The organism is Anoxybacteroides tepidamans (assembly GCF_014201465.1).
GTDB classification, from domain to species: domain Bacteria; phylum Bacillota; class Bacilli; order Bacillales; family Anoxybacillaceae; genus Anoxybacteroides; species Anoxybacteroides tepidamans.
Window position 1 is genome coordinate 122,114 of the sequence record NZ_JACHEP010000001.1, and the last position, 22,528, is coordinate 144,641.

21 protein-coding genes, 1 other RNA gene and 1 riboswitch are annotated in these 22,528 nt (G+C 43.0%); of the genes, 1 reads left to right on the forward strand and 21 read right to left on the reverse strand.

Annotation, left to right across the window (positions count from 1 at the left end):
• Nucleotides 1-25: 25 nt before the first annotated feature.
• The 13 genes from HNQ34_RS00635 to cysK form a co-directional block, all read right to left on the reverse strand.
• Nucleotides 26-1,966 (reverse strand): ATP-dependent DNA helicase, encoded by a 1,941-nt coding sequence (locus HNQ34_RS00635; RefSeq protein WP_183250845.1) that lies wholly within the window; start codon nucleotides 1,964-1,966, stop codon nucleotides 26-28.
• A 99-nt stretch (nucleotides 1,967-2,065) separates the two neighbouring features.
• Complete coding sequence (locus tag HNQ34_RS00640; protein ID WP_183251352.1) at nucleotides 2,066-2,224, reverse strand: hypothetical protein; 159 nt, start codon at nucleotides 2,222-2,224, stop codon at nucleotides 2,066-2,068.
• A gap of 526 nt (nucleotides 2,225-2,750) precedes the next feature.
• Nucleotides 2,751-3,224, reverse strand: coding sequence for a putative toxin-antitoxin system toxin component, PIN family (locus HNQ34_RS00645; RefSeq protein ID WP_183250846.1), 474 nt, complete (start codon nucleotides 3,222-3,224; stop codon nucleotides 2,751-2,753).
• The gene (locus HNQ34_RS00650) at nucleotides 3,205-3,357 is read right to left on the reverse strand and encodes a hypothetical protein (RefSeq protein WP_183250847.1); all 153 of its coding nucleotides are present in this window, start codon (nucleotides 3,355-3,357) and stop codon (nucleotides 3,205-3,207) included. Before HNQ34_RS00650 ends, HNQ34_RS00645 begins: the two co-directional genes overlap by 20 nt.
• Nucleotides 3,358-4,070: 713 nt before the next feature.
• Nucleotides 4,071-5,207 carry a THUMP domain-containing class I SAM-dependent RNA methyltransferase gene (locus tag HNQ34_RS00655; RefSeq protein ID WP_183250848.1) on the reverse strand — a complete coding sequence of 379 codons (1,137 nt, stop codon included), beginning with the start codon at nucleotides 5,205-5,207 and terminating at the stop codon, nucleotides 4,071-4,073.
• Between the two features lie 11 nt (nucleotides 5,208-5,218).
• Nucleotides 5,219-6,925 carry a putative bifunctional diguanylate cyclase/phosphodiesterase gene (locus HNQ34_RS00660; protein ID WP_183250849.1) on the reverse strand — a complete coding sequence of 569 codons (1,707 nt, stop codon included), beginning with the start codon at nucleotides 6,923-6,925 and terminating at the stop codon, nucleotides 5,219-5,221.
• Between the two features lie 197 nt (nucleotides 6,926-7,122).
• Nucleotides 7,123-7,515, reverse strand: an RNA gene (gene rnpB / locus HNQ34_RS00665) — RNase P RNA component class B.
• 81 nt (nucleotides 7,516-7,596) lie between these two features.
• Nucleotides 7,597-7,893 (reverse strand): cell division regulator GpsB, encoded by a 297-nt coding sequence (gene gpsB / locus HNQ34_RS00670; protein ID WP_183250850.1) that lies wholly within the window; start codon nucleotides 7,891-7,893, stop codon nucleotides 7,597-7,599.
• Nucleotides 7,894-7,961: 68 nt separating this feature from the next.
• Nucleotides 7,962-8,498, reverse strand: coding sequence for a DUF1273 domain-containing protein (locus HNQ34_RS00675; protein ID WP_183250851.1), 537 nt, complete (start codon nucleotides 8,496-8,498; stop codon nucleotides 7,962-7,964).
• Between the two features lie 59 nt (nucleotides 8,499-8,557).
• Nucleotides 8,558-8,791 (reverse strand): spore coat protein, encoded by a 234-nt coding sequence (locus HNQ34_RS00680; protein ID WP_183250852.1) that lies wholly within the window; start codon nucleotides 8,789-8,791, stop codon nucleotides 8,558-8,560.
• Between the two features lie 332 nt (nucleotides 8,792-9,123).
• Nucleotides 9,124-10,359, reverse strand: coding sequence for a ribonuclease H-like domain-containing protein (locus HNQ34_RS00685; protein ID WP_183251281.1), 1,236 nt, complete (start codon nucleotides 10,357-10,359; stop codon nucleotides 9,124-9,126).
• Entirely contained in the window at nucleotides 10,349-12,631 is a 2,283-nt protein-coding gene (locus HNQ34_RS00690; protein ID WP_183250853.1) for a DEAD/DEAH box helicase, read from the reverse strand. The genes HNQ34_RS00685 and HNQ34_RS00690 overlap by 11 nt, the downstream gene beginning before the upstream one ends.
• 206 nt (nucleotides 12,632-12,837) lie before the next feature.
• The gene (cysK, locus tag HNQ34_RS00695) at nucleotides 12,838-13,761 is read right to left on the reverse strand and encodes a cysteine synthase A (protein ID WP_183250854.1); all 924 of its coding nucleotides are present in this window, start codon (nucleotides 13,759-13,761) and stop codon (nucleotides 12,838-12,840) included.
• 501 nt (nucleotides 13,762-14,262) lie between these two features.
• Here cysK and HNQ34_RS00700 point away from each other — a divergent pair.
• Complete coding sequence (locus HNQ34_RS00700; RefSeq protein WP_183250855.1) at nucleotides 14,263-15,390, forward strand: histidine kinase N-terminal domain-containing protein; 1,128 nt, start codon at nucleotides 14,263-14,265, stop codon at nucleotides 15,388-15,390.
• Between the two features lie 11 nt (nucleotides 15,391-15,401).
• Here the strand turns inward: HNQ34_RS00700 and HNQ34_RS00705 are convergent, their stop codons facing one another.
• The 8 genes from HNQ34_RS00705 to HNQ34_RS00740 all read right to left on the reverse strand — a co-directional run bounded on the left by HNQ34_RS00705 (nucleotide 15,402) and on the right by HNQ34_RS00740 (nucleotide 22,479).
• Nucleotides 15,402-16,103, reverse strand: a complete 702-nt coding sequence (locus HNQ34_RS00705; protein WP_183250856.1) for a thermonuclease family protein — start codon at nucleotides 16,101-16,103, stop codon at nucleotides 15,402-15,404.
• 172 nt (nucleotides 16,104-16,275) lie between these two features.
• Nucleotides 16,276-16,863 carry a YitT family protein gene (locus HNQ34_RS00710; protein WP_183250857.1) on the reverse strand — a complete coding sequence of 196 codons (588 nt, stop codon included), beginning with the start codon at nucleotides 16,861-16,863 and terminating at the stop codon, nucleotides 16,276-16,278.
• A 108-nt stretch (nucleotides 16,864-16,971) separates the two neighbouring features.
• Nucleotides 16,972-17,145 (reverse strand): twin-arginine translocase TatA/TatE family subunit, encoded by a 174-nt coding sequence (locus HNQ34_RS00715; RefSeq protein WP_183250858.1) that lies wholly within the window; start codon nucleotides 17,143-17,145, stop codon nucleotides 16,972-16,974.
• Nucleotides 17,146-17,239: 94 nt separating this feature from the next.
• Nucleotides 17,240-17,911 carry a thiamine phosphate synthase gene (gene thiE / locus HNQ34_RS00720; RefSeq protein ID WP_183250859.1) on the reverse strand — a complete coding sequence of 224 codons (672 nt, stop codon included), beginning with the start codon at nucleotides 17,909-17,911 and terminating at the stop codon, nucleotides 17,240-17,242.
• Nucleotides 17,912-17,921: 10 nt separating this feature from the next.
• Nucleotides 17,922-18,728: a bifunctional hydroxymethylpyrimidine kinase/phosphomethylpyrimidine kinase gene (thiD, locus tag HNQ34_RS00725; protein ID WP_183250860.1), complete on the reverse strand. Its 807-nt coding sequence runs from the start codon at nucleotides 18,726-18,728 to the stop codon at nucleotides 17,922-17,924.
• A gap of 14 nt (nucleotides 18,729-18,742) precedes the next feature.
• Nucleotides 18,743-19,552 carry a hydroxyethylthiazole kinase gene (thiM, locus tag HNQ34_RS00730; RefSeq protein WP_183250861.1) on the reverse strand — a complete coding sequence of 270 codons (810 nt, stop codon included), beginning with the start codon at nucleotides 19,550-19,552 and terminating at the stop codon, nucleotides 18,743-18,745.
• Nucleotides 19,553-19,623: 71 nt separating this feature from the next.
• Nucleotides 19,624-19,733: riboswitch (TPP riboswitch) on the reverse strand.
• A 51-nt stretch (nucleotides 19,734-19,784) separates the two neighbouring features.
• Nucleotides 19,785-20,798, reverse strand: coding sequence for a glycosyltransferase family 2 protein (locus HNQ34_RS00735; protein WP_183250862.1), 1,014 nt, complete (start codon nucleotides 20,796-20,798; stop codon nucleotides 19,785-19,787).
• 13 nt (nucleotides 20,799-20,811) lie between these two features.
• Nucleotides 20,812-22,479, reverse strand: a complete 1,668-nt coding sequence (locus HNQ34_RS00740) for a DUF6044 family protein (protein WP_183250863.1) — start codon at nucleotides 22,477-22,479, stop codon at nucleotides 20,812-20,814.
• Between the last annotated feature and the right edge of the window lie 49 nt (nucleotides 22,480-22,528).

Below are 22,528 nucleotides of genomic sequence, written 5' to 3' on the forward strand. Positions count from 1 at the left end.
GGAAGAAATTATTCTTCCCTAGAAATTATTCTTCCCTTACATCAATAGGCAATACACCTTTGATCGCTTCGATCACGTTTTTGTTTTCGTCATTGGTTACAAAAATCGATACGATGCCGTGGTCTTCATGCGTGCGAATGAGGCGACCAACTCCTTGGCGCAAACGCAAGAGCATATACGGAACATCGACTTGCCAAAACGGATCAGCATAAGCTTTCCGTTTCGCTTGAAACACCGGATCGTTCGGCGGATAAGGAAGCGACCAAATGATGACGTTCGATAACGATGGTCCTGGAATATCTAATCCTTCCCATAAATGTTCCGCGCATAAAACCGTCTCTTCTTCTCTTTGGAACGCAGCGACTAACTCGCTAATTTCCCGGTCCCCTTCAAACAAAAAGGAAAATTCATATTCTTTTTCAGCTACCTGCTTAAACTGCTGTAATTCTTGTTTCGAAGGGAATAAAACGAGTGCCCGCCCCTCCGTTTCACGAATTTTTTGCAACGCATAGCGGTATTTTTGCGCAAATAGCGTATCATCGTTCGTAAAGGTCGGCATATAAATCGTCATTTGCTCGTTATAGTCAAACGGTGAATCGACGCTGAACGATAAGTAGTCATCGATCCCTAAACTTGCGGCGATATAGTCAAACGATTTGCGGTTTGATAACGTTGCCGACGAAAAAATGAACGGCATTTTTTTGTTAAACACTTTTTCGCGCAACACTTCTTGTACCGTGCGCGGCATAATGACAAGTGTTTTTCCTTCCTTCGACGCTTCTAACCACGTAATCGCTTCACGATTATGGATGAATAGATGCAACGAATACTCCATTTGGTCTAAATACTCATCGACAATATTTAATTGATAATGGTCGATCGTATACGTCTCGCTTTCAAAAACGAGTTCGTTACCGATTTCGCCGATTTTTCCACGCAATTCTTTCGCTAGACGAACAAGCTGAGGAGAAAACGCGATTTCTTGGCGGTTCGAGCCAACTACTTCCGTCGAACACAGCGTCAATTCAGCGAAAAAACGATCGCTCACTTGGAGAGTTTCTTCAATTAAATAAGCTAATTCCTCGCGAATGTCATTTTCTAATAAACGAGTTAACAACGTTTCGAGCGTCGTTTCTTTCATGCGGTATGTCAACGCTTTTTGTGCGGCAAATTCTAATAAATGCCCTTCGTCAAAGACAACACAGCTCGCCTCTGGCAAAAGCGGCAGTTGCCCTTCTCGTTTGCGTGCCTCATATGTCCAAACATGTTCCATATAAAAATCGTGCGAACAGACGATTAAATCGGCGGCTTTCCGGTAATGTTCGCGCGATAACGTTTGCCCGCAACGATGGCGCTTTTCACATGCAAAACAATCCTGAAACGGGTCCCACGCAATTTTTTGCCACTGTTCATCGCTTAAATGGGCATATTCTTTTCGGTCACCGTAGTGATAAAACGATTGCAATGTCCGATGGTCATGAACAAACTCCGGGAGCTCATCAAAAATTTGCTCATAAAGTTCGATGTCATCTTCATTGGTCATTAACACTTGATCCAATTTATTCAAACATAAATATTGGTCTTGCGATTTAGCAAGACGCACATCAATATGTAAATCAAGTACTTGTGAGATTTTGGCGATATCGCCTTCTTTTTTAACGAGCTGCTCGATGAGTGTTTCGTCCGCACAGGCAATGATCGCCGGCTTTCCCGTATAGCGGGCATAACAAATCGCATACAGCAAATACACGATCGTTTTTCCCGTTCCTACCCCCGCTTCCGCAAACATCACTTTTTTTTCTTTAAAAGCACGTTCGAGCTGAAACGCCATATATACTTGCTCGTCACGCAATTCAAATCCGGCCTCTGGCAAAATATCGTAAAACACATCGCCAATCCACTCGCCCAATTTATCAAAAAAACTTTCATTTTTCTCTAATGAAAAAGGATATCGCTCACGGCTCATCGTTCCAAACCCTCCAACATAATAACAGTAACAAACTAATATTATCCCCTATATGATGAAAGAAGTCAATGAGGAGGGGAAAAGCCGGAGCGTTTTTTACTATGCGCGAAACACACTAGAGAGCATGTATACAACTGCCTGCTTCCATTCGTGTTTCGCTGTTTCGATCCGTTCCAATCCTTCGGCCTCGTGCGCTTCTAACATCATATACGTATTATCGAGCGCTTGCGAAATTTTGAATAAATCAATTGGTTTCAATGCTCATCACCCCTTTTGTATTTGTATGCCAAAAGGCAGTGATTCATTCTTTCATCGACAACTTCTAATTCACTACCAATTATTTCTAATAATAATTCATTCATGTCAATATTAAGTGTGCTACTTTCTTGTGCCTTCATCATTGCATCTGTCGGATTTTTTACAAAAATTCCTTTTGAACGTGCAACGTGATCGTGTACTGCCTAGATATTTTTCCACACGAGTGTTGATTATCTATTATTTTACAAAAAAACACAGAATTACACAGAAGAAAAACTGGGAATAGCGCGATGTCAACTTGTTTTTATTGGTTCATCAACACACCTAATTTTTCCATCATTTTTCCCTCTTCCTCATTTAGATTTTTCCTTTTCATTCTACAAAATATCCTATTTTTCCTTTTTAATATGTCTACATTTGTCCGCAGGTTTGCACTCATTTCCCACCTATACTACTTACCACCATACAATACATTATATAAATATATAATCATATACTTATATAAACACAAAAATAAAAAACCATCTTAAGACGATTGAATTTTTATCTCTCCATGTTCTTCTTCATATTGTTTTATAAAATTTTCTGATGTATATACTTTTAAATGATCAAATTCTCTTTCATGCAAACCATGTTTCATATCGTCAGTTATTAAATAATCTGCATTACCTGCAATGGCGCATTTCAAAAACATATCATCATATTTATCGTTAGATTTTTCAATTTCAACATTCATCGTATTAACTGATAATGAATGATAAAAAAGTTCTGCAATACTTTTTAACAATATAATCCTATCAGACACACAATCAATGTTATGACGAGCAAAATTTTTAACCAAATAAATCAATTCCCCAATAGTATCCTGAGCGAAGAGAAGCCTTATCTTTTTATTTTTTACTAATTCCAATATTTTTTCGCATGATATAGATTCTTCGAACCAAGCCGCAATAAAAATATTTGTATCAAGAACCTCTGTTTTAACGTTGTTTCTTTTCATACTTTTTAATGCCTAAAGACTTCCTCGCTTCAGCAGGCGTTAAACCCCTTTTCTTCATATTCGTTCGAATGATCGATTTTATGTCGTCCATAAATGATAATTTTTCACTATCATTTCTTTGAGCAATCGCCATATCCTTCTCCTCCTTATCACACATACACTACACCTCCCTTAAGAGGTTAGTATATGCTTATTTTAAGGAGATTATACCACAAAATTCATTTAATTTGCATCAATATATCGCTAATCTCCTATGAAAATGCATGAGTGTTGATTATCCATTATTTTACTAAAAAACATAGAATCATATGGCTGAACACAATCTTTTCTGCATTTTTTCGACTGTCGGAGGCAAGTCTGTGACTTGCCTTCGTCACGCCTTCGCGTGACAGAGGACCGAACACCCAACCGCTTCACAGACAAATGCATTTGTCTGGAAGCGGTGTTGTTTGGTCACCCGACAGTCGAAACATACCGATTACTCCATAAAAGACGAAAACGTTAAAGTTCCAAATTGCATTTATATAGGAAAAAGACGAAAGGAATACTGGATGAGCATAGGAAGAGAAGCATCGAGTTGTACAATGTTCCTTGAAAAAATCAACATCGCAAAAAGCTCTTTTCACAAAACTCTTGAGTTTCTTTCAGCGTATGTATGTAACTTTCGATTGTGTGTTTAGATAGGTTTTTAAATTCCCGATCTTCAGGAAAATCTTTAATGGCATATTTTAATAACAAAAAAACCACACCTCCTTTTCAATATCTGAAAAGAAAGTGTGACGCATATTTAAGCCAAATTCTTTTTTACAAGCCACTTTACAAAAAATCGTTCAAACCCTTGATACTTCAACATTTTTTCGGCGGCCGCAAGCCCCAATATTGATAGTAATGCGTTTCGATAAAACCGTTAAACAGCTTCCGGCGCTTTGTTGCAGGTTTGCCGTAATATTTTTCAAATTCTTTATTTGCCGTTAATATGTAAACCGACCATGTATCCAATGCGGCAAACGTTTTTCCCATTTCCTTATACATTTTTTCAACTTCTTTCCGCTCGCCAAGCCGCTCTCCGTACGGCGGATTGCCGACGATGACCCCGTATTGTTTTTTCGTCGTAAAATCTTTCGCTTGCATTTGCTTAAAGGTAATGAGATCGCCAAGCCCTGCTTCGAGCGCATTTTCTTTGGCGACTTGAACCATGCGGTGGTTGATATCAAAGCCAGAAATATCAAGCGGCTGATCGTAGTTCGCCACATCTTCCGCTTCTTCACGCGCCCGTTCCCACTTATGTTTTCCAATCCATTCCCACTGTTCTGACACGAAATCGCGGTTGAATCCGGGAGCGATATTTTGACCGATAAGCGCCGCTTCAATCGGAATCGTTCCCGAACCGCAAAACGGATCGACAAACGGCCGATCCGGCGTCCAGTTCGTCAATTGAATGAGTGCGGCAGCTAACGTTTCTTTGAGCGGAGCTTCGCCTTGTGCCACGCGATAGCCGCGCTTATGCAGGCCTGCACCGCTTGTGTCGATCGTTAATGTCGCGATATCTTTATGGAGCGCGACTTCGATGCGGTAGAGAGGGCCTGTTTCCTCGAACCATGACACGCGATAATGCTGCTTTAAGCTTTCAACGACCGCTTTTTTTACGATCGCTTGACAATCTGAAACGCTGAACAACTGCGACTTCACCGATTTTCCGATCACAGGAAACTCCGCATGAACCGGAATGTAATCCGCCCATGGAAGCGTTTTCGTTTGCTCAAACAACTCCTCAAATGTCGTCGCTTTAAACTCTCCGATTTTGAGCTTGATGCGGTCTGCGGTGCGCAGCCATAAATTAGCGCGGCAAACCGCCAATTCGTCCGCCTCAAACGTGACTTTACCATTATCTACGGTACATTCATAGCCGAGACTCCGCACTTCATCGGCGACGATCGATTCAATGCCCATCGCCGCTGTGGCGATAATCGTAAGTTTGCTCATATTGACATCTCCTATTCTGTATTCCATTCCCGTAAAAATTGCTGCAACTCATCAAACAGAAGCGGCTTGGAAATATAATATCCTTGCGCGTAGTCACACCTTTGTTCTTTTAAAAATTTATATTGCTTTTCCGTTTCCACCCCTTCAGCCACTACCGAAACATTCAAACTACGTCCCATCTCAATGATCGCTTTGACGATTGATGCTTCTCCACGATACGAAGATAAATGACGAATGAAGCTTTTGTCAATTTTTAATGTGTCAATCGGAAAACGATGCAAGTAGCTTAGCGACGAAAATCCTGTTCCGAAATCATCAATCGCGATTTTGATTTGTCGTTGCTTCATTTGAACAAGCCACTCAATGGCGAATGGCGCATTCGGCATTAGCGTGCTTTCTGTCAATTCTAACTCAAGATAACGCGGATCAACAGCTGTTTTTTGAAGGATACGATCAATTGTTTCAACTAATTCATTTTGTAGAAAATGAACAGCTGAAATATTGACGCTCATTTTTAACTTTGGATACGCAAGATGTAACTGTTTTAACTGCCGACATGCTTCTTCTAGCACCCATTCGCTCATTGGTATAATGAGACCGGTTTCTTCGGCAAGCGGAATAAAGGCAACAGGAGAAACAAGTCCGCGCTCAGGATGTTTCCAGCGCACTAACGCTTCAACTCCGGAAATTTGATTGGTACGGAGATCGAGCTGAGGTTGATAGTACAATAGCAACTCCCCACACTCCAACGCTTTGTGAAGGTCGTTTTCTAACACCAAATCTTGCTCATCGCGGCCATGCTCGTGACTGTTATATAATTCAAAACGGTTTTTTCCTTTCTTTTTTGCGCTATGCATCGCGCGATCAGCATTGCGGATGAGCACTTCAACATTTTCGCCATTATGGGGGTAAAAACTGACTCCTATACTTGCTGTGACATATATATCTTGGCCTTCTATAGAAAACGGAGCTTTTAGCACGTCAATGATCGTTTTCGCTATTCGAGCGGCCTCACGAATATGTTTGAGATTAGGAAGAATAATGACAAATTCATCTCCTCCAAACCTCGCGAGCGTATCTTTTTTTTGCAAAATCCCCTTTAATCGCTGAGCAACTTTCTGTAACAACGAATCTCCAGCATGGTGACCTAGCGTGTCATTCACATATTTAAACCGATCTAAGTCTAAAAACATCACAGCAAATAGTTGCCGGTGCCGGTGGGATGTTTCAATCAAATCCTCCAATCTTTTCGTAAACAAATAGCGGTTTGGCACGCCCGTCAACATGTCGTAATGCGCAAGTTTCTTTAGCTGTTCAATATTTCTTTTTTGTACAGTAATATCGGAAAAAATCGCTAAATAATTGGTAATATTCCCCTTCCTGTCCCGAATCGAAATGACGGTCAGCCATTCTAAAAACAACTCTCCGTCCTTTCTTTTATTCCATATTTCTCCTTTCCAAACACCGTTCTCAATAATCTCTTTCCACATACTTTTATAAAACGCTTTATCATGCAACCCAGATTGTAAAAACCGCGGATTTTGGCCGATGATTTCTTCTTGATGATAACCGGTTACGATCTCAAAAGCCGGATTCACCCATATAATACTTCCTTCCCGATCTGTGACCATAATCCCTTCATTGATATGTTTCATAACCTTGTTGGCAATGTTTATAAATATGGTTTGCTGTAATAGCTTCGAGCAATCATTCCCCATGCCACTTCATCTCCTCTTCGGCTTCACCGTGTGAAAAACGATAATCGCTTCAAAATAAAGCATCATAAATAAGATGCTTATATCATTTTTATACTATTTCTTTTCTCTTTCATTCAAGCGATATTTTGTGACACGTTTTTGACAAAAAAAAAGACTCTCTATAAACCGAGAGCCCTTTTCTTTCGGCATTAATAATGTTCTGTAAGCCATGTTTTGTTCCTTCGTACTGCAAGCGGCTTTTCGCCTCGTACTCCGGCGGTAATCATCTATCTACAGATGAAAGTTCATCTGTCCTTCCCTCCGTTCATTTCCTTCGGGAAGGTGCCCCTACCATTATTTGGGTTTCTCGCTCGTGGGGTTTACCGCGTTCCACCCCTAAGGTTTCCCTTAGAGCTCCGTCACTGTGGCACTTTCAGGGTAATCGAACCATATCCATAAGGACGTAGGTTCTTTCCCCGCCGTCAGCCCAGCCTTGCGCCAGACTGCCCTAGCTTATTGTTTCGCTAGGCACGAACACTACGGGCATCTCAGCACCGTGCGAGCATGGACTTTCCTCTACGACCAAAGTGTCGCAGCGATTACCCGAACATTATTAATGCCTTCATCTTTGCATAATGTAGTATAGTCGATTTTTCTGCTCGCTGCAATGGGAATTTTTTTCTTTATGTACATTATTCGTACAGTTTGTTTCCGAATACGTGCTTTTCTAAATTAGACAAACGTTGTAAAATGTCAAAGTTCGTTGTGCCCGCCGGCATTGCTTGTCGCTTTTGCAGTTCCTCTACTTGGCGTTTCAACCGCATATTTTCTTGTTGTAACTCTTCAATTTCCTGATGGAACACTTCGTAGTCTTTAATAATCATGTCTAAAAATTGATCGACTTCGTCTTGGTTATACCCGCGCATACTTACTTTAAATTCCTTTTCCAAAATGTCTTTCGCTGTTAATTTCACACGACCTGCCAACATCGTTTTCACCCCTATTCCAATCCGCTATCCTTTTCTTTATTTTTTCAGAAAGTCGAGCGATTGTCAATTTACCATTGTTCCTCTTCTACGATCGCTTGCAAATCGGCAAACGAAATCGAAAAAATCGGGTAATGTTCTTTTTTCTTGGCCATATGGAGCATAAATTTCGGCGTGCCTTCTCTTTCTTCGTCATAAACGATTAACAGCCCATCACTTTTGGTAAGGATGAACTCGTTTTTCAGCCGAAACTGTGCGGAGTTTTCGTATGGCCGCTTCGTAATATAGTCAAAAAAATCGGCTTGGGAAACGATGAGTTCGTAATATTCGCGATTTTCTTCCTTCCACCGCTCTTCTTGATGCAAAAATGGCGCTAACACCGCCAACTGCAAATGAGGGTACACTTCCTGCAATTCATACACCACTTCCGCCGCCCACAGCTCTACCCCTAATTGACCGCTAATCACAACCCACTCCAATCCTTCCTCTAAAAGCGCAATAAGGCGTTTTTCGATCGCTTTTTTGATATAAGCAACCGCCGGATGATCGTTTGTAAAAATATTCAGTTCATGCGGTTTATAACCTGTCACCGCCAACACTTTTAACAACGCCTTTTCCTCCTTACAAGAAAACAGGAACTGAGATTCAGTTCCTGTTTTCTCACCACTTAATAGCCCCACGGCATCGGGGCAGGGCCGCCGCAAAAGAGTTGCTGGTTCGCTACTTCATTCACTACCGATTCGGTGTGCGGGAAATAGTGTTGATGTTGGTAAAGATGATGATTTACATGAGTCGTATGGGACGGATGGATATGTGGCACAATCGTTGCGTGTAAATGATGTTGTACACAGCATTTTGGCGGATGAACAATTGGTGCCACGACATGTGGTCTGCAATGCATATACATCTCTCCTTTTGTCATAAGCTGTTTGACAATACTAGCCTATGATGAAAGGAGCGGACACGTACTAGTGCAGAAACCCATTTTTCTACTGTTGCGATCCATTATGTTAAGTTTGTAAACAAAACCATCGTTAAACCGACAACGACAAAAAACAAATATAAAATTTTTTTATACATGCTTTTCACGGCTTGTCTCCCCATCCATCGCTTTTTATGCGTTCCACTCACAATATATAATTGTACACATTCTTCGCTTTTTCTACAAGTTTCGCTTCGAAAAAATAAATTTTCTGTATTTTCTGTCGTATTTTGCGCTTTCCAAGGAAATAGTTATTTCTTTATTTTCCGTTCAAGCCTTTCGAGCCGTTTCAGCAATTCGTGCGGCGATTCGTTGGACCGATGGGTGCGAGCGATCCCTTTCCACGCACGATACGCTGTCTGCGCGTATTGATACGCCCGTTCCGGCTGCCGGAAAAGATGTTCATATATTTTCGCTAATTCGATGGCCGCTTTGACGTTCCATCCGTCATGGCCACTTTGCAGTAATTCTTGCCAAATTGCAATCGCTTCGTCGTATTTTTTTTCTTTTTTGTAAATGAGCGAAAGATTCCATTTAGCTTTCGCCGCTTCCTGCTCATTGCCCTCGGCTACTTGTTTGTATACTTTTTTCGCTTCGCCTACTTCTCCGATGGAAGCAAACCAGCGCGCCATTTCGAACTGATCAGTGGTGTGGTCGATTTCTTGAGCCTGTAAAATTTGCTTTGAAAGATGAATGTATAACACAATGAGCGACAGCACATCCATTTCATTGTGCTTCAATACTCCAGCAATCCCATCTGGATGTTTGGATGAAAGAAAATCAAAATACATCATCGGTGCTAAAAAGCCAGGAATATCTTCCGTCCGTTCCACCCCGAGAATCTCTTTTTCCACGTGAGCTAACCGGACGGACTCGAGCCGATATTTCCATATTCTTCGCGCGGCATGATACAAGTCAAAGTGTCCGAACGAAGGCAGTTTCGGTACAGTGTCGCGAATAAGCGTGTGGCGTGTTTTGACTACCGGCCAATCGAACGCTTTTCCGTTATAGGTGACGAGCGTCGTGTAATCAACTTCCGACAAAAAACTTTGATAAAGCGCCACTTCCGCGCCTGGATGGGGTAAAAAGTGCTGCCGTACGACTACGCGGTCATCATATACGCGGGCATGGCCAAGCAAAAAAATAGTATTTCCTGCCCCACTGCCTAATCCTGTCGTTTCTGTGTCAAAGAAAAACAGATCACTTACGTCATGTCCTTTGCTTGAAAGCGGATGAGAAAGGTTCGTGCGCTGCCACATTTCGTGAATGACATGCAATTCGCCAAACCGGTACATGCCGTGACGGTCGTCTAGCGAATAAACCACTTCGCGAACGAAGCAATAGTCACCGTCAAAAAAGAATGGCTCAGCGTTCAGATCACGCCATCGCTCTAAATAAGGAATATCTGTTTCTTCTTCGCGTTCGCAAATCGATGGATGGGTGGATATATGACCTTTTAGCCTTGCGAGTTTTTGTTTAATTGTCATCTTGTTCAATCCTTCCATCAGTGAACATCCCCATTAAACGAAGCGCATCGCTTTTCGCGTGATAGGTTCCTACATCTGTGCCGATGCAAGATGGGCATCCGGATTCACACGGACACCGCTCGATGATTTGTTTCGCTTCCTCTAGCACTTGTTCCATCACGTGATATAGCGCATCGCTCAACCCGATGCCGCCCGGATAGCGGTCATAAAAGAAAATCGTCGGTTGTTCGTTATGCACCGCTTTCACTTGGGCGACGACATGCAAATCAGACGGGTCACACATGACAAACAACGGCGCAACACATTGAAGGATGTGGGCAACACCTAACAATCCTTGTTCAATGCGCTCGTCGTTCCAATGGTTCAGTGATTCCCGTTTGAGACTGATCCATGTAGCGTTTGTATGCAATTCTTCTTCCGGTAAATAAATCGGCCCTGATCCGATATTTTCGTGTGTTTCTAATTTTATTTTTTTAAAAATCGTTGCTTTCGCTAGCACCATCACATCGCCAAATCCGATTTCGGCAGCGGTTGTTTCTCGCTTGCGGTCTTCTTCCAATACTTTGAGCTCGACCGCGAGATTCGCATCGGTAAAATATTCGACATCAACTTGCCGAACATACGCTTTTTTCTCTTCCCAATCGAGCTTTTCGACTTGATATTGCACGCCTTGATGCAAATAAATCGCTTCTTCATGGAGAAGCGTCATCGCACTAAAGCGATCCATTTCACCAATCACGCGATGCGCTCCTGTTTCGGAAATATCGATAATGACGACATTTTCTTGCGAAGCAGAGCGTAAGCTAATCGTATGGGCTGGGAAGGAGTCACTCATCCAGTACCATTTTTCTCCTTTCCGATAAAGCACGCGCTCGTCCGTTAAAAATTCCAAAATCTCTTCTACGTCGACGCCATCGAACGTTTCGCCTTGACGAAACGGCAGCTCGAACGCTGCACATTTCATGTGGTCTACTAAAATCACGAGGTTATCCGGATTTAAACGGGCCGTTTCCGGGCTTCTTTCGAGAAAATATGAAGGGTGCTGAATGATATATTGATCCAATGGGCTTGAACTTGCGACGATGACAACGATCGACTCTTCTTGCCGCCGCCCGGCGCGCCCTGCTTGCTGCCATGTGCTAGCGATCGTGCCGGGGTAGCCCGTGATGATGCACGCTTGTAATTGCCCGATATCGACGCCTAACTCGAGCGCGTTCGTGCTTACGACCCCACGAATTTCCCCGTTTCGCAACCCTTTTTCAATCGCTCGGCGCTCGCTCGGCAAATAGCCGCCGCGATAGGCGCGGATGGACGTTTCTCCAAGCTCATATTTCACTAACTGTTTTAAATACGAAAGCAAAATTTCGACCCGAACACGGCTTTTGGCAAATACGATCGTTTGAATATGATGTTTTAACAGTTCGCTAGCGAGTTTCTTCACTTCCAATGTGGCACTTTTTCGAATGTTCAACGCTCGGTTAACAACCGGCGGGTTATAAAAGACGAAATGTTTTTTTCCGGACGGGGCGCCGTTTCGGTCAATCAACACCATTTTGTTTCCGGTTAGCGTTTCCGCTAGTTCCTTCGGATTGGCAATCGTGGCCGATGTGCAAATAAATTGCGGTTCGCTTCCGTAAAACCGGCAAATTCGTTTTAACCGGCGAATGACGTTGGCAACATGGCTGCCAAACACCCCGCGGTACGTATGAAGTTCATCGATGACAACAAACTGCAAATTTTCAAACAAGGCAACCCATTTCGTGTGATGCGGTAAAATCCCTGAATGTAGCATATCCGGATTGGTAATGACAATATTGCCTGCTTTCCTTATCTTTTGACGAATGGTCGGCGACGTATCTCCGTCGTACGTATCGCAATAAATCATCGTCTCCATTTCCCCAATGATCTCATTTAAGGCGCTTTTTTGATCCTGTGCGAGCGCTTTTGTCGGAAATAAATAAAGCGCCCGCGCTTCCGGACGATGAAGCATCGTTTGTAAAACGGGCAAATTGTAGCACAACGTTTTTCCCGATGCCGTCGGCGTGACGGCTACAACGTTTTTTCCTGCTTCTACCGCTTCGTATGCTTCTTTTTGATGTGTATATAAAGAAGAAATGCCTCGCTTTTGTAATGCGTGCTTTAAGCGCGGATGAAGCGACTCGGGAAACGGAACGGTTTTAGCTTCCCTTTCCGGAATTGTATGCCAATGAACGACATGTTCATTTTTCTTCCATTCCTCGACGATCTCTGGCAATGTTTTTCGTTTTTTCAACAATGTTGCTCACCTACCTATGTTTTATTTTAGAGAAGAGCCGTTCGTTTTCAAAGAAAAAATGCACGAAAAACCGTGCATTTTTTCTTTCAAGCTTATATAGTGATTGCCCCTCAAACGTGAGTGTTTAGCAAAAAACGACAAAAACGATATGGATAAATATCACAAAACGGCTACCTTTTTTAAATAGTAGCCGTTTTTCGTGATTAACCTTCAAACAAATCGGACGACAAATATCGCTCGCCGGAATCTGGAGCTATGCAGAGAACACGGGCGGATGGCGGCATACGTTTCGCTATTTCCACAGCATAATGGGCAGCGGCACCGGCTGAAGCGCCGACGAAAATGCCTTCTTCTGCGGCCAAACGACGCGCCATCATCTGCGCATCCTCATCTTTAATTAACAAAATCTCATCGTAAATGTCGCGATTCAATATTTTCGGAATAAACCCGGGACCCGTTCCTGGAATTTTATGAGGACCTGGTTTTCCACCTGACAACACAGGCGATCCATATGGTTCGACGACATAAATTCGCAAGTGAGGAATGTGTTTTTTTAACTCTTCCCCTGTTCCTGTCACCGTTCCGCCTGTTCCGGCCGTTAACACAAAGGCATCAAGCTGTCCATCAAACGCCTCTAAAATTTCAATCGCCGTACTATGGCGATGGGCATCTGGGTTCGCTTTGTTTTCAAATTGCATCGGGATAAAGCTATGAGGAATTTCCGCGGCAAGCCGATTCGCTTCATCAATCGCTCCTTGCATGCGAAGCGAAGCTGGAGTTAAATGCACCTCCGCCCCATATGCTTTTAAAATCTTCACCCGCTCAATCGTTGCATTATCAGGCATCGTAATGATGCAGCGATAACCTTTAGCCGCACATACCATCGCTAAGCCGATTCCGGTATTGCCTGAAGTCGGCTCAATGATCGTGCTTTTTCCCGGTGTAATCTTTCCTTCCTCTTCGGCGCGGCGAATCATTTGAAATGCAGCGCGGTCTTTCACGCTTCCTCCTGGATTAAACGATTCCAGTTTGATATACACTTCCGCTCCGTTAGGGTCAGGAATTCGGTTTAATTTCACAACCGGCGTATTGCCGATTAAATCTAAAATAGAGTCGTATCGTTTCACAAACATCGCCAACCTTTGTCCAATGATTCTCTATTGATTATAGAGCTTTCAAGATTTTCTTTCAACATTTCATACTTGAATCTCTTATATCGTTGCACACATTTTCATTTATGATGAACTCATAAAACATATAGAAAAGGTTGGAGATATCACTCTTTTCTACCCTAAACATTGTTAAGTAAATATTGTGATAAACGGGTTCATCACCACAAAATGTACTTGACAAGCAAGTAATGTTGTGAAGCGAAGGATACCGCTTACTATTTATTTAACTTTTATTTGCAGTTATGTATAAAAAATATCAAATCAGCTTTTATTCAAAATCAAGCACAACTTTTGGTGAAGAGCCATAAACTTGTAAAAAATGTTCAAATTTTTTCGTATCCATGTACTCTTTTATGCTAAAATAACATTTTTAGCAATATACCCCTTTCGTATTTTAGTTGTTTCCTTTTATAATAATATCATGCGATGGTGAACGGATAAACGAGGTGAATCGATTTGAAGTCTTCAAGGGAAAAACTGATTGCATTTTTAGAAGAACACTTATCGGATTTTCTTACATATTGGCGAAAACATATGTATATTGCCGATAACGATAAATACATCGATCGTGTTGAACATAACGGACTATCTGTCTTTCAGCTAGTGAAAAAAACGTTAAGCCGACATCTTTGCTTAAATGACATTCAAGCGCTAGCAGAAAAAATTGCGAAAGAACGGGCGGAAGCGAATATTAACATCGGCGAATTTGTGTATAATACAAATCTCGGGCGAAGCTTAATCATTCGATATGCGCTCAAATCAGGACTTTCGATCGAAGAGCTTCAGCCGTTAATTGATAACATTAATGGTTTGTTTGATCAATTTTTGTTTTATGCGGTGACGAAATATACAGAGCTCAAAAACGCCGAAATTCAAGAAAAAAATTCATTTATCTCGCAATCTCATAAAGACCGGCTTACGCTGCTTGGACAAATGTCTTCCAGTTTCGTCCATGAATTTCGCAACCCGTTAACCGCGATTATGGGGTTCGTGCAATTGCTAAAATTTGAACATCCGAACTTAAAATATTTAGATATTATCGATCATGAATTGCAACAACTAAAATTCCGTATTTCTCAATTTCTTCACATTTCAAGAAAAGAAATGGAAGAAAGAGAGAAAGAACCCATTTTCCTTGAACAACTATTTCAAGAAACTGTGTCGTTTTTATATCCAAGCTTTGTTGATGGAGATGTTGATGTTTCCACAACTATCGATCCAAAAGCGCGCGTTTTCGCATATAAAGACCAATTGAAACAAGTGTTCATGAATATTCTCTTAAACTCGATTGAAGCGGTAAAAGAAAAAGAGAAACCTCGTCACATCCATATTCAAGCATTGTCCCGCCATGAAGAGGTTCTCATTGAAATTTCCAATAACGGACCGATGATCCCACCTGAAACCGTTCAAGCCATTTTTGAGCCATTTTTCACAACAAAAAAGCTCGGAACTGGAATCGGGTTATATGTATGCAAAAAAATTATTGAAGACCACGGTGGACAAATTACGTGTACGTCTGACGAACGCATTACTTCGTTTTTTATTTCATTGCCTCACGAAAAAAGAAACTCTCTCCCTGTTTAGGAGAGAGTTATTTAACGCAGCGGTTTGCGAAATCCAGCTGCTTGTGCTTCTTTTTCGCTACAAAACATCACTTCTGCTTTTGTCACGTCATATTGCGGACTGCCGGGAACGTGATAAATTTTTTCCCCGTTTTTCGAAACATTGCCCTTAATCATTGGTTTTGCGCACGATTGACTTTTTTCTGACTCTGATTTACGGCCCACTTCATCACGAAATCCATGGTCTGTTGCATAATCTTCAATTGACCAAATGTTGAGCCGCTTTTTTCTCGCCTTCTCTTGAATTTGTCGAAATTTATCTACATATTTCGTATTCGGTTCAAATACATATGCGACACGGGCATAGCCTTTTTCCAATAACAATTCATTGACCATCTGATGACCAAGCCACACATACGCAAGCAAACGACCGTATTGATCCCTCTCGCGCACATCGAGTTCGAGCTCGATCTTCGTTCCCGGCGGCAATAATTTTTTGACATAGCGGCTTGCTTCAAGCCCAAACGGCTGCACCGGCTTTGTCGGATGGACCGATTCTGGCGTATCGATGAGCAACAAGCGTACCGTTTCCTCCCTCTTTCCGATTTTCACTTTTAATGTGTCGCCATCAACGACTCGCTCAACGACAGCTGGAATTTTAGAAGACGATGGCTGGCATCCGGCCAAAATAAAAGTGACAAGAACAGAAAGAAAACAAAATATGTATTTCTTCAATTTCCGCTTCCTCCTTCTTTTTTATCGTAACGTATCGATCGTTGATTGGCTATCTTTTAAGTATTATTCTCTTCGGCTTAATCGGCGGTATCACAATTGAACTAGAATTCGTGTTGTGGCTGTCGAAAAAGCTTGTACAAATGACTCATAAGCATCATAAAGGATTCACGATTCATATCCGTAAATCCTTTTTTTCATGATTCATATAGGTCAACATCGTGGTGACCGTTCCGACGACGGTGACAACGATGAGAGAATGAACAAAGGATGCAGTTGGAACAACTTGACTCCCGATCGCGATGACCACCATATCAATCACAAAAATGATAATCCCAACATTCCAATTGGTAAGCTTCGCAATAAATTGAGCGAGTAAGTCTGTTCCGCCTGTGCTCGTATCTTCGCGTAACATGATACCGATGCCTGCACCGACGAACATTCCTCCGATAATCGAACTCGTGAGCGAATCTAATTTGACAATGCCGCGAAGCACAGAACCAATATCAATCATCAACGATGAAAACAACAACCCATGCAAACTGTTGTAAAAAAATGGGCGGTAATAAAACCACGCAATGATATAAAGCGGCACGCTTAAGCAAATGATTGTGGCGCCTACTTTAATGTTCCATATGTATTTAACAATAAGACCAATACCAATGATTCCTCCATCTAATAAATGATGCGGCACTAAAAAAACGTTAATGCCTATAGCTAACAAAAAACTCCCCACTCCGATTGCCGCGGCTTTTTTTACCATGATGGCCACCTCGATTTTTTTCGCTTTATACTAATATATGGAGAGTTGAACAGGACTTGTCTGCCTTCGTCCATAAAAAAACAGCTTGGCACGATACCAAGCAGTTGATTAATCTTGTTTTTTCGTTTTTTGTTCTTCGTCGTCAATAATTCCTTTTGTGGCATTTTTAAATTCGCGAAGCGTTTTTCCCGCAGCCTGTCCAAGTTCAGGCAATTTTTTCGGTCCAAAAATCAAAAGGGCAAAAAACACGATCAGTGCAATTTCGCCAAATCCGATGTTCATATCATTCACTCCATACGTTCGTTTTATCGTCTATTTCCCTTATCATTATATCATAGACGAACGTAAGGAGCCATTTTTTCTTGTTGATCGTTCGTCAGACATCCTTATTCAATGCTTCACGAACGGCTTTTGCAAGCATCCGCGCATTTTCTCTAGGAGAAGCGGCTAAGCTGATGGCGCTAATGACTGAAACTCCGTCAGCTCCGGCAACGATGACTTCTTTCGTATTATGCGGAGTGATGCCGCCAATTCCAACGATTGGAATCGAAAGGCCATGTTCTCGCAATGTGCGAAGTACCGCCACCCCTTGCGCTTCTTTTGCATCTTCTTTCGTGCTAGTTGGAAAAATCGGGCCGACGCCAAGGTAGTCTGCCCCCTGCTTGATCGCGCGTCTCGCTTCTTCAAGGTTGTGGGCAGAAACGCCAAGAATTTTATCGCCGATTTTTTTGCGCACAAGATCTGCTCGCTCATCCTCTTGCCCGATATGTACACCGTCCGCATCAAGTTCAAGCGCTAATTCGACGTCATCATTGACGATAAACGGAATGCGGTGCTTTCGACAAATTGCTTGCAGTTCTTTTGCGAAGTCGTATTTTTCTTTTCCCGACAAAGCCCCTTGTCCTTTTTCGCGAAATTGAAAAAGAGTAATGCCGCCTTCGATCGCTTCTGTCAGCACAGCAAAAGGATCTTTTTGGCAATTATTGCTTCCCATAATAAAATATACACGCAACTTTTCTTGCAGCTGTTTCGTTGAAATTCGTGCCACTGTCCATCACCTATTCAAAAAATTTCCTGCGATACGCCCAATGGTTCGTCGGTCCGTGCCCGTGACCAATGCCTAATTCCTCTTCGATCGCGGCTTGAATAAATGCTTTCGCTGTTTCAACAGCTTCTTTGACGGTGCGGCCTTTTGCAAGTTCGGCTGTCACCGCCGCGGCAAACGTGCAGCCTGTTCCGTGCGTATGCTTTGTTTCAATTCGCTTGCTTGTAAAATACGAAAATTCATCACCGTCATACAACAAATCAACCGCTTCTTCTCCATCATCGTCATGGCCACCTTTGATGACTACATATTGAACACCAAGGTCATGGAGGCGTTTCGCTGCTTCACGACGGTCGTTTAACGTGTGGATCGTCATACCTGTCAACACTTCTGCTTCTGGAATATTCGGTGTGACAACCATCGCCAGCGGAAGCAAATACGTTTTTAACGCTTGAACGGCTTCTTCTTGTAAAAGCGGTGCGCCGCCTTTCGCGATCATCACCGGGTCGACGACGAGCCGGCTCCAGCCAAACTGTTTCACTTTGTTTGCAACGGCTTGAATAATGTCGGCGCTGAACAACATTCCTGTTTTGACGGCGTCCGCTCCTAAATCCGTTCCGACAGATTCAATTTGCTTTTCAATCGCTTCCACTGGAAGCGGATACACTCCTTGCACGCCAAGCGTATTTTGCGCTGTCACCGCTGTGATCGCGGACATTCCAAACACTTGCAATTCTTGAAACGTTTTTAAATCTGCCTGAATGCCGGCTCCTCCACCGCTATCAGATCCGGCAATGGTCAACGCTTTATACACGTTCATCTTTCCACTTCCTTTTATTCGATATTTTCCATAGAACCGTAGCGAACAATGTCATCTGTTCCGATTTTCGCGAGCTGATTTAAAAAGGCGATTTGAAAGCTTCCAGGCCCCTGTTCTCCCACTTCGTTCGCCGCCATTTCCGCTGCCACTCCGTAGCTTATAAGCGCGGATGTTGCTGCGTGTACAAAGTTTTTTTCGACCGCGGCAAACGCCCCGATGACGGATGTGACAAGGCATCCCGTTCCCGTTACTTTCGTTAAAAGCGGATGGCCGTTGTGAATGATATAAGTTGTGCTTCCGTTCGTGACGACATCGTCTTTGCCGGTAATCGCCACGACCGTTCCAAGTTGTTGCGCCGCTTTTTTTGCTAATGCTACTACATCTCCGTTTCCTTCCCCTGCATCGACGCCTTTAATCGTCCAATGTTCTCCAATGACGTTCGCGATTTCTGCCGCGTTGCCACGAATGATTGAAACGTTTAATTCGCGGATGATTTTTCGCGCGGTTTCAGTCCGATAACATGTCGCACCAGCTCCAACCGGATCAAAAATAACCGGAACTCCGTGTTCGTTTGCTGACTTTCCGGCAATGAGCATCGCTTCGATTTCCGTTTCGTTTAATGTGCCAATATTTAACACAAGCGCTCCCGCTATTTTGGCCATATCCGCCACTTCTTCTTTCGCATAGGCCATAACCGGCGAAGCACCTAACGCAAGCAAGCCGTTGGCCGTAAAATTCGTCACTACGACGTTGGTAATGTTGTGGACGAGCGGATTCGCCTTTCGCACCTTGTCTAGCAGTTCTGCGACACGTTGCATGTCCATCCTCTTCATCCTCTCCCTTATTTATGTGCTTGTAAATAAAAAGGCACTTTGCGCAATAGGCAAAGTGCACCTTTTTCTTTTTCCACTTTCCCTGCGCTGGCATTACCCAACAGGTTCAAACGGTCAACGGCGGATTAGCCGTACTCTCAGCCTGATTCCACAGGCTCCCGCTTACATATTATTTACAAGCACAGTCTACCCCTTCTTGAAAAAGAATGCAAGCGAAAAATCGTTACACTCGCTTCTTTTGATCTGTCATTTTCACTTCTTCGCCAAAAAACGAAACTGGGATAGGCAAGTTAAATAAATCTAAATCAATAATATAGCGTGGCCGCCGTTTTGTTTCTTTGTAAATTTTTCCGATATATTCTCCTATTAAACCGAAGGCGATCAGCTGCAAACCGCCTAACAGCCAAATGGAAGTAATGAGCGATGTCCAGCCTGTTTGCGCATGACCAGTAAATTTTAAAAAGAGAAAATACGCCCCGAATAGTATGCTGACAAAAAAAGAGAGAAAGCCAACAAGCGAAATAAGCCGAATGGGCGTAATACTGAAAGAGGTAATGCCATCAAGTGCAAAAGCGACCATTTTTTTGAGCGGATATTTTGTTTCGCCGGCTAACCGTTCTTTTCGGTCATAGGAAACAGTCGTCGAACGGAATCCGAGCAATGGGACGATGCCGCGCAAAAACAAATTCGCTTCCTCAAACCGTTCCAACTCTTCCACCGCGCGCCTGCTCATGAGGCGGTAATCGGCATGGTTGTAGACGAGATGAACGCCCATCACTTTCATTAATTTGTAAAATCCTTGAGCAGTGTGGCGCTTAAAAAATGGGTCCGTATCTCTTCTGTTCCGTACTCCGTACACAATTTCGTATCCTTCGTGAAATTTTTTCACAAATTCACGAATAACCGACAGATCGTCTTGCAAATCGGCATCAATGGAAACGATGCAATCTGAACGCGTTTTCGCGGAAAAAATCCCGGCTAACAAGGCGTTTTGGTGACCGGCATTGCGGGCGAGTTTTACTCCTTTGACTTCCGGGTAGCGCAAACTGGCTTTATAAATGATCGTCCACGTCGCATCGCGGCTTCCGTCATCGACAAACAACAGGGCGCTTCGTCCCGATATGAGCTGTTGTGCAATGAGCTGTTCGCGCAGTTGGCGCAACTGCCGAATCGTTTCGGGGAGCACTTCTTGTTCGTTATAACATGGGACGACAATGGTCAGAACGGGTTCATTCATGATGTTTGCCTCCTTAAGGTATCACTTTATATAAGTAAATGTTCCATACGGATTGTTTCGAATGAAATACTTTTTCAAGTTTTAATTGATTGCTTGACGCATTTTCAATCGGAATCGTGGAAAAGATATAGCGCCCTCCCATTTCGCGGAAGACATCTGTGTTGAGCTGTAAATGCTTAATTTTTTTCTTTGAATCTTTTTTAAACATATAATGCTTGCCAAGCTCGTCGACAAATATGTAGCAACGCCCGCCCCATTCATCAAAGTACTCGCGCAATGTTGGATTTTTCGCCAGTTCGTGCGCAATGATTTGGCGAAATTGGTGTTTATACGCAAGCGGATAAAAGTTATTGTACGTATCTAACGTATAAAACCCGTTATATTGGGCAATCGCAGGGTGGATGCCGATGCTGGCGACGCGGTATGTATCGACCGGAAGCCCGATATACCGTTTAATTTCCGCAAATTGTTTTTCCGCATAAAATTGTTGAAACGACGGTTTGTTTCGATAGATGATTTCTTCGTTAAACGCTGTCAATACAATGATTTGCGCCGCCAGTGCGATGAAGTCGATGGTTCGCCATGTTTTTCCTTGCTTCCATATGATTTTTAACGAAAGGGCAAACAAGACGTAAATGACCATCGGGCGCAAAAAGTGGTAGCGAGCGAAATTAAATTTGTCGAGAAGGTCAAACCGCTCGGTCAATGGAAGCCAGCCTTTATAAAACCAGAACGCATACCACGTGGAAAGAGCGAAGTTTAAAACGTGAAGAAACAAAAATGTTTTTTCTTGCCTCCACCATTTCTTTTTCCAAACGATATACAGCGCCAGCAACGTCACTGGCAAAATGACAAGCCCGTGTACGGTCATCACATGCGTATGACCGAGAATATAGTTTTTAAACGTTAGCCGAACGGCACGCCAAAGCGATAAACGAGCATGAAAATATTCATCGCGGCTCGTCGGCTCTTCCGAAAATAAAAGCGAATGGACAAGGCGATACTCGATGACGATATAGATCGACGTCATGTACACAATCGCCAATAAAAAACGGATATTCCATCTTTTTTGGCGAATGGCATCGACAAGCCACCATATGCCCATCGCGCTGAGAAAAAAGAAAAAGCCGAGCACAAGACTTGAATAGAACGGCAACAACGTCAGCGCAACGTAGTTCACCCATGAACGCTCTCCGGCACGAATGTTTAAAAACGCCCATAACGCCAGCGGCATGCCGAGCGTGCTCAACATCCCGGATGGCCAAAACGGGGTTAACGCAAAAGCGAGCGATACTCCGATGCGGATCCACACCCACTCCGATGCTTGAATGACATGTTTTTTCAATAATAAATACATTCCGATAAACGCAAATACCCGCGTTATCGCTTGGCTGGCTCCGTAAGCGTAAATGGACGGTAGAAGCGCATGAAGCCAAACGATGCCGCTAAACTCTGTTCCGAACGCATTTCTCGGCAATCCATTAATGATTTGCGGAATGACCGCATGAAGAGGGCCGAACAACTCTCCGCTTTTTGCTAACACTTTGTACCACGCAATATTGGAGTCTAAGTTATCGTGCACGCGCATATGCGCATTCTCGCCTAAAATGAAATACGGCGACACAAACAGAGCGATTGCAAGGAACGAGAAGAGTAGTAGTCGTTTTTCCGTTGTTGTCATTTCTTCCTCCCTCGTCTTAAAAATGTCTTCCTTATTTTTTAACAAAAAG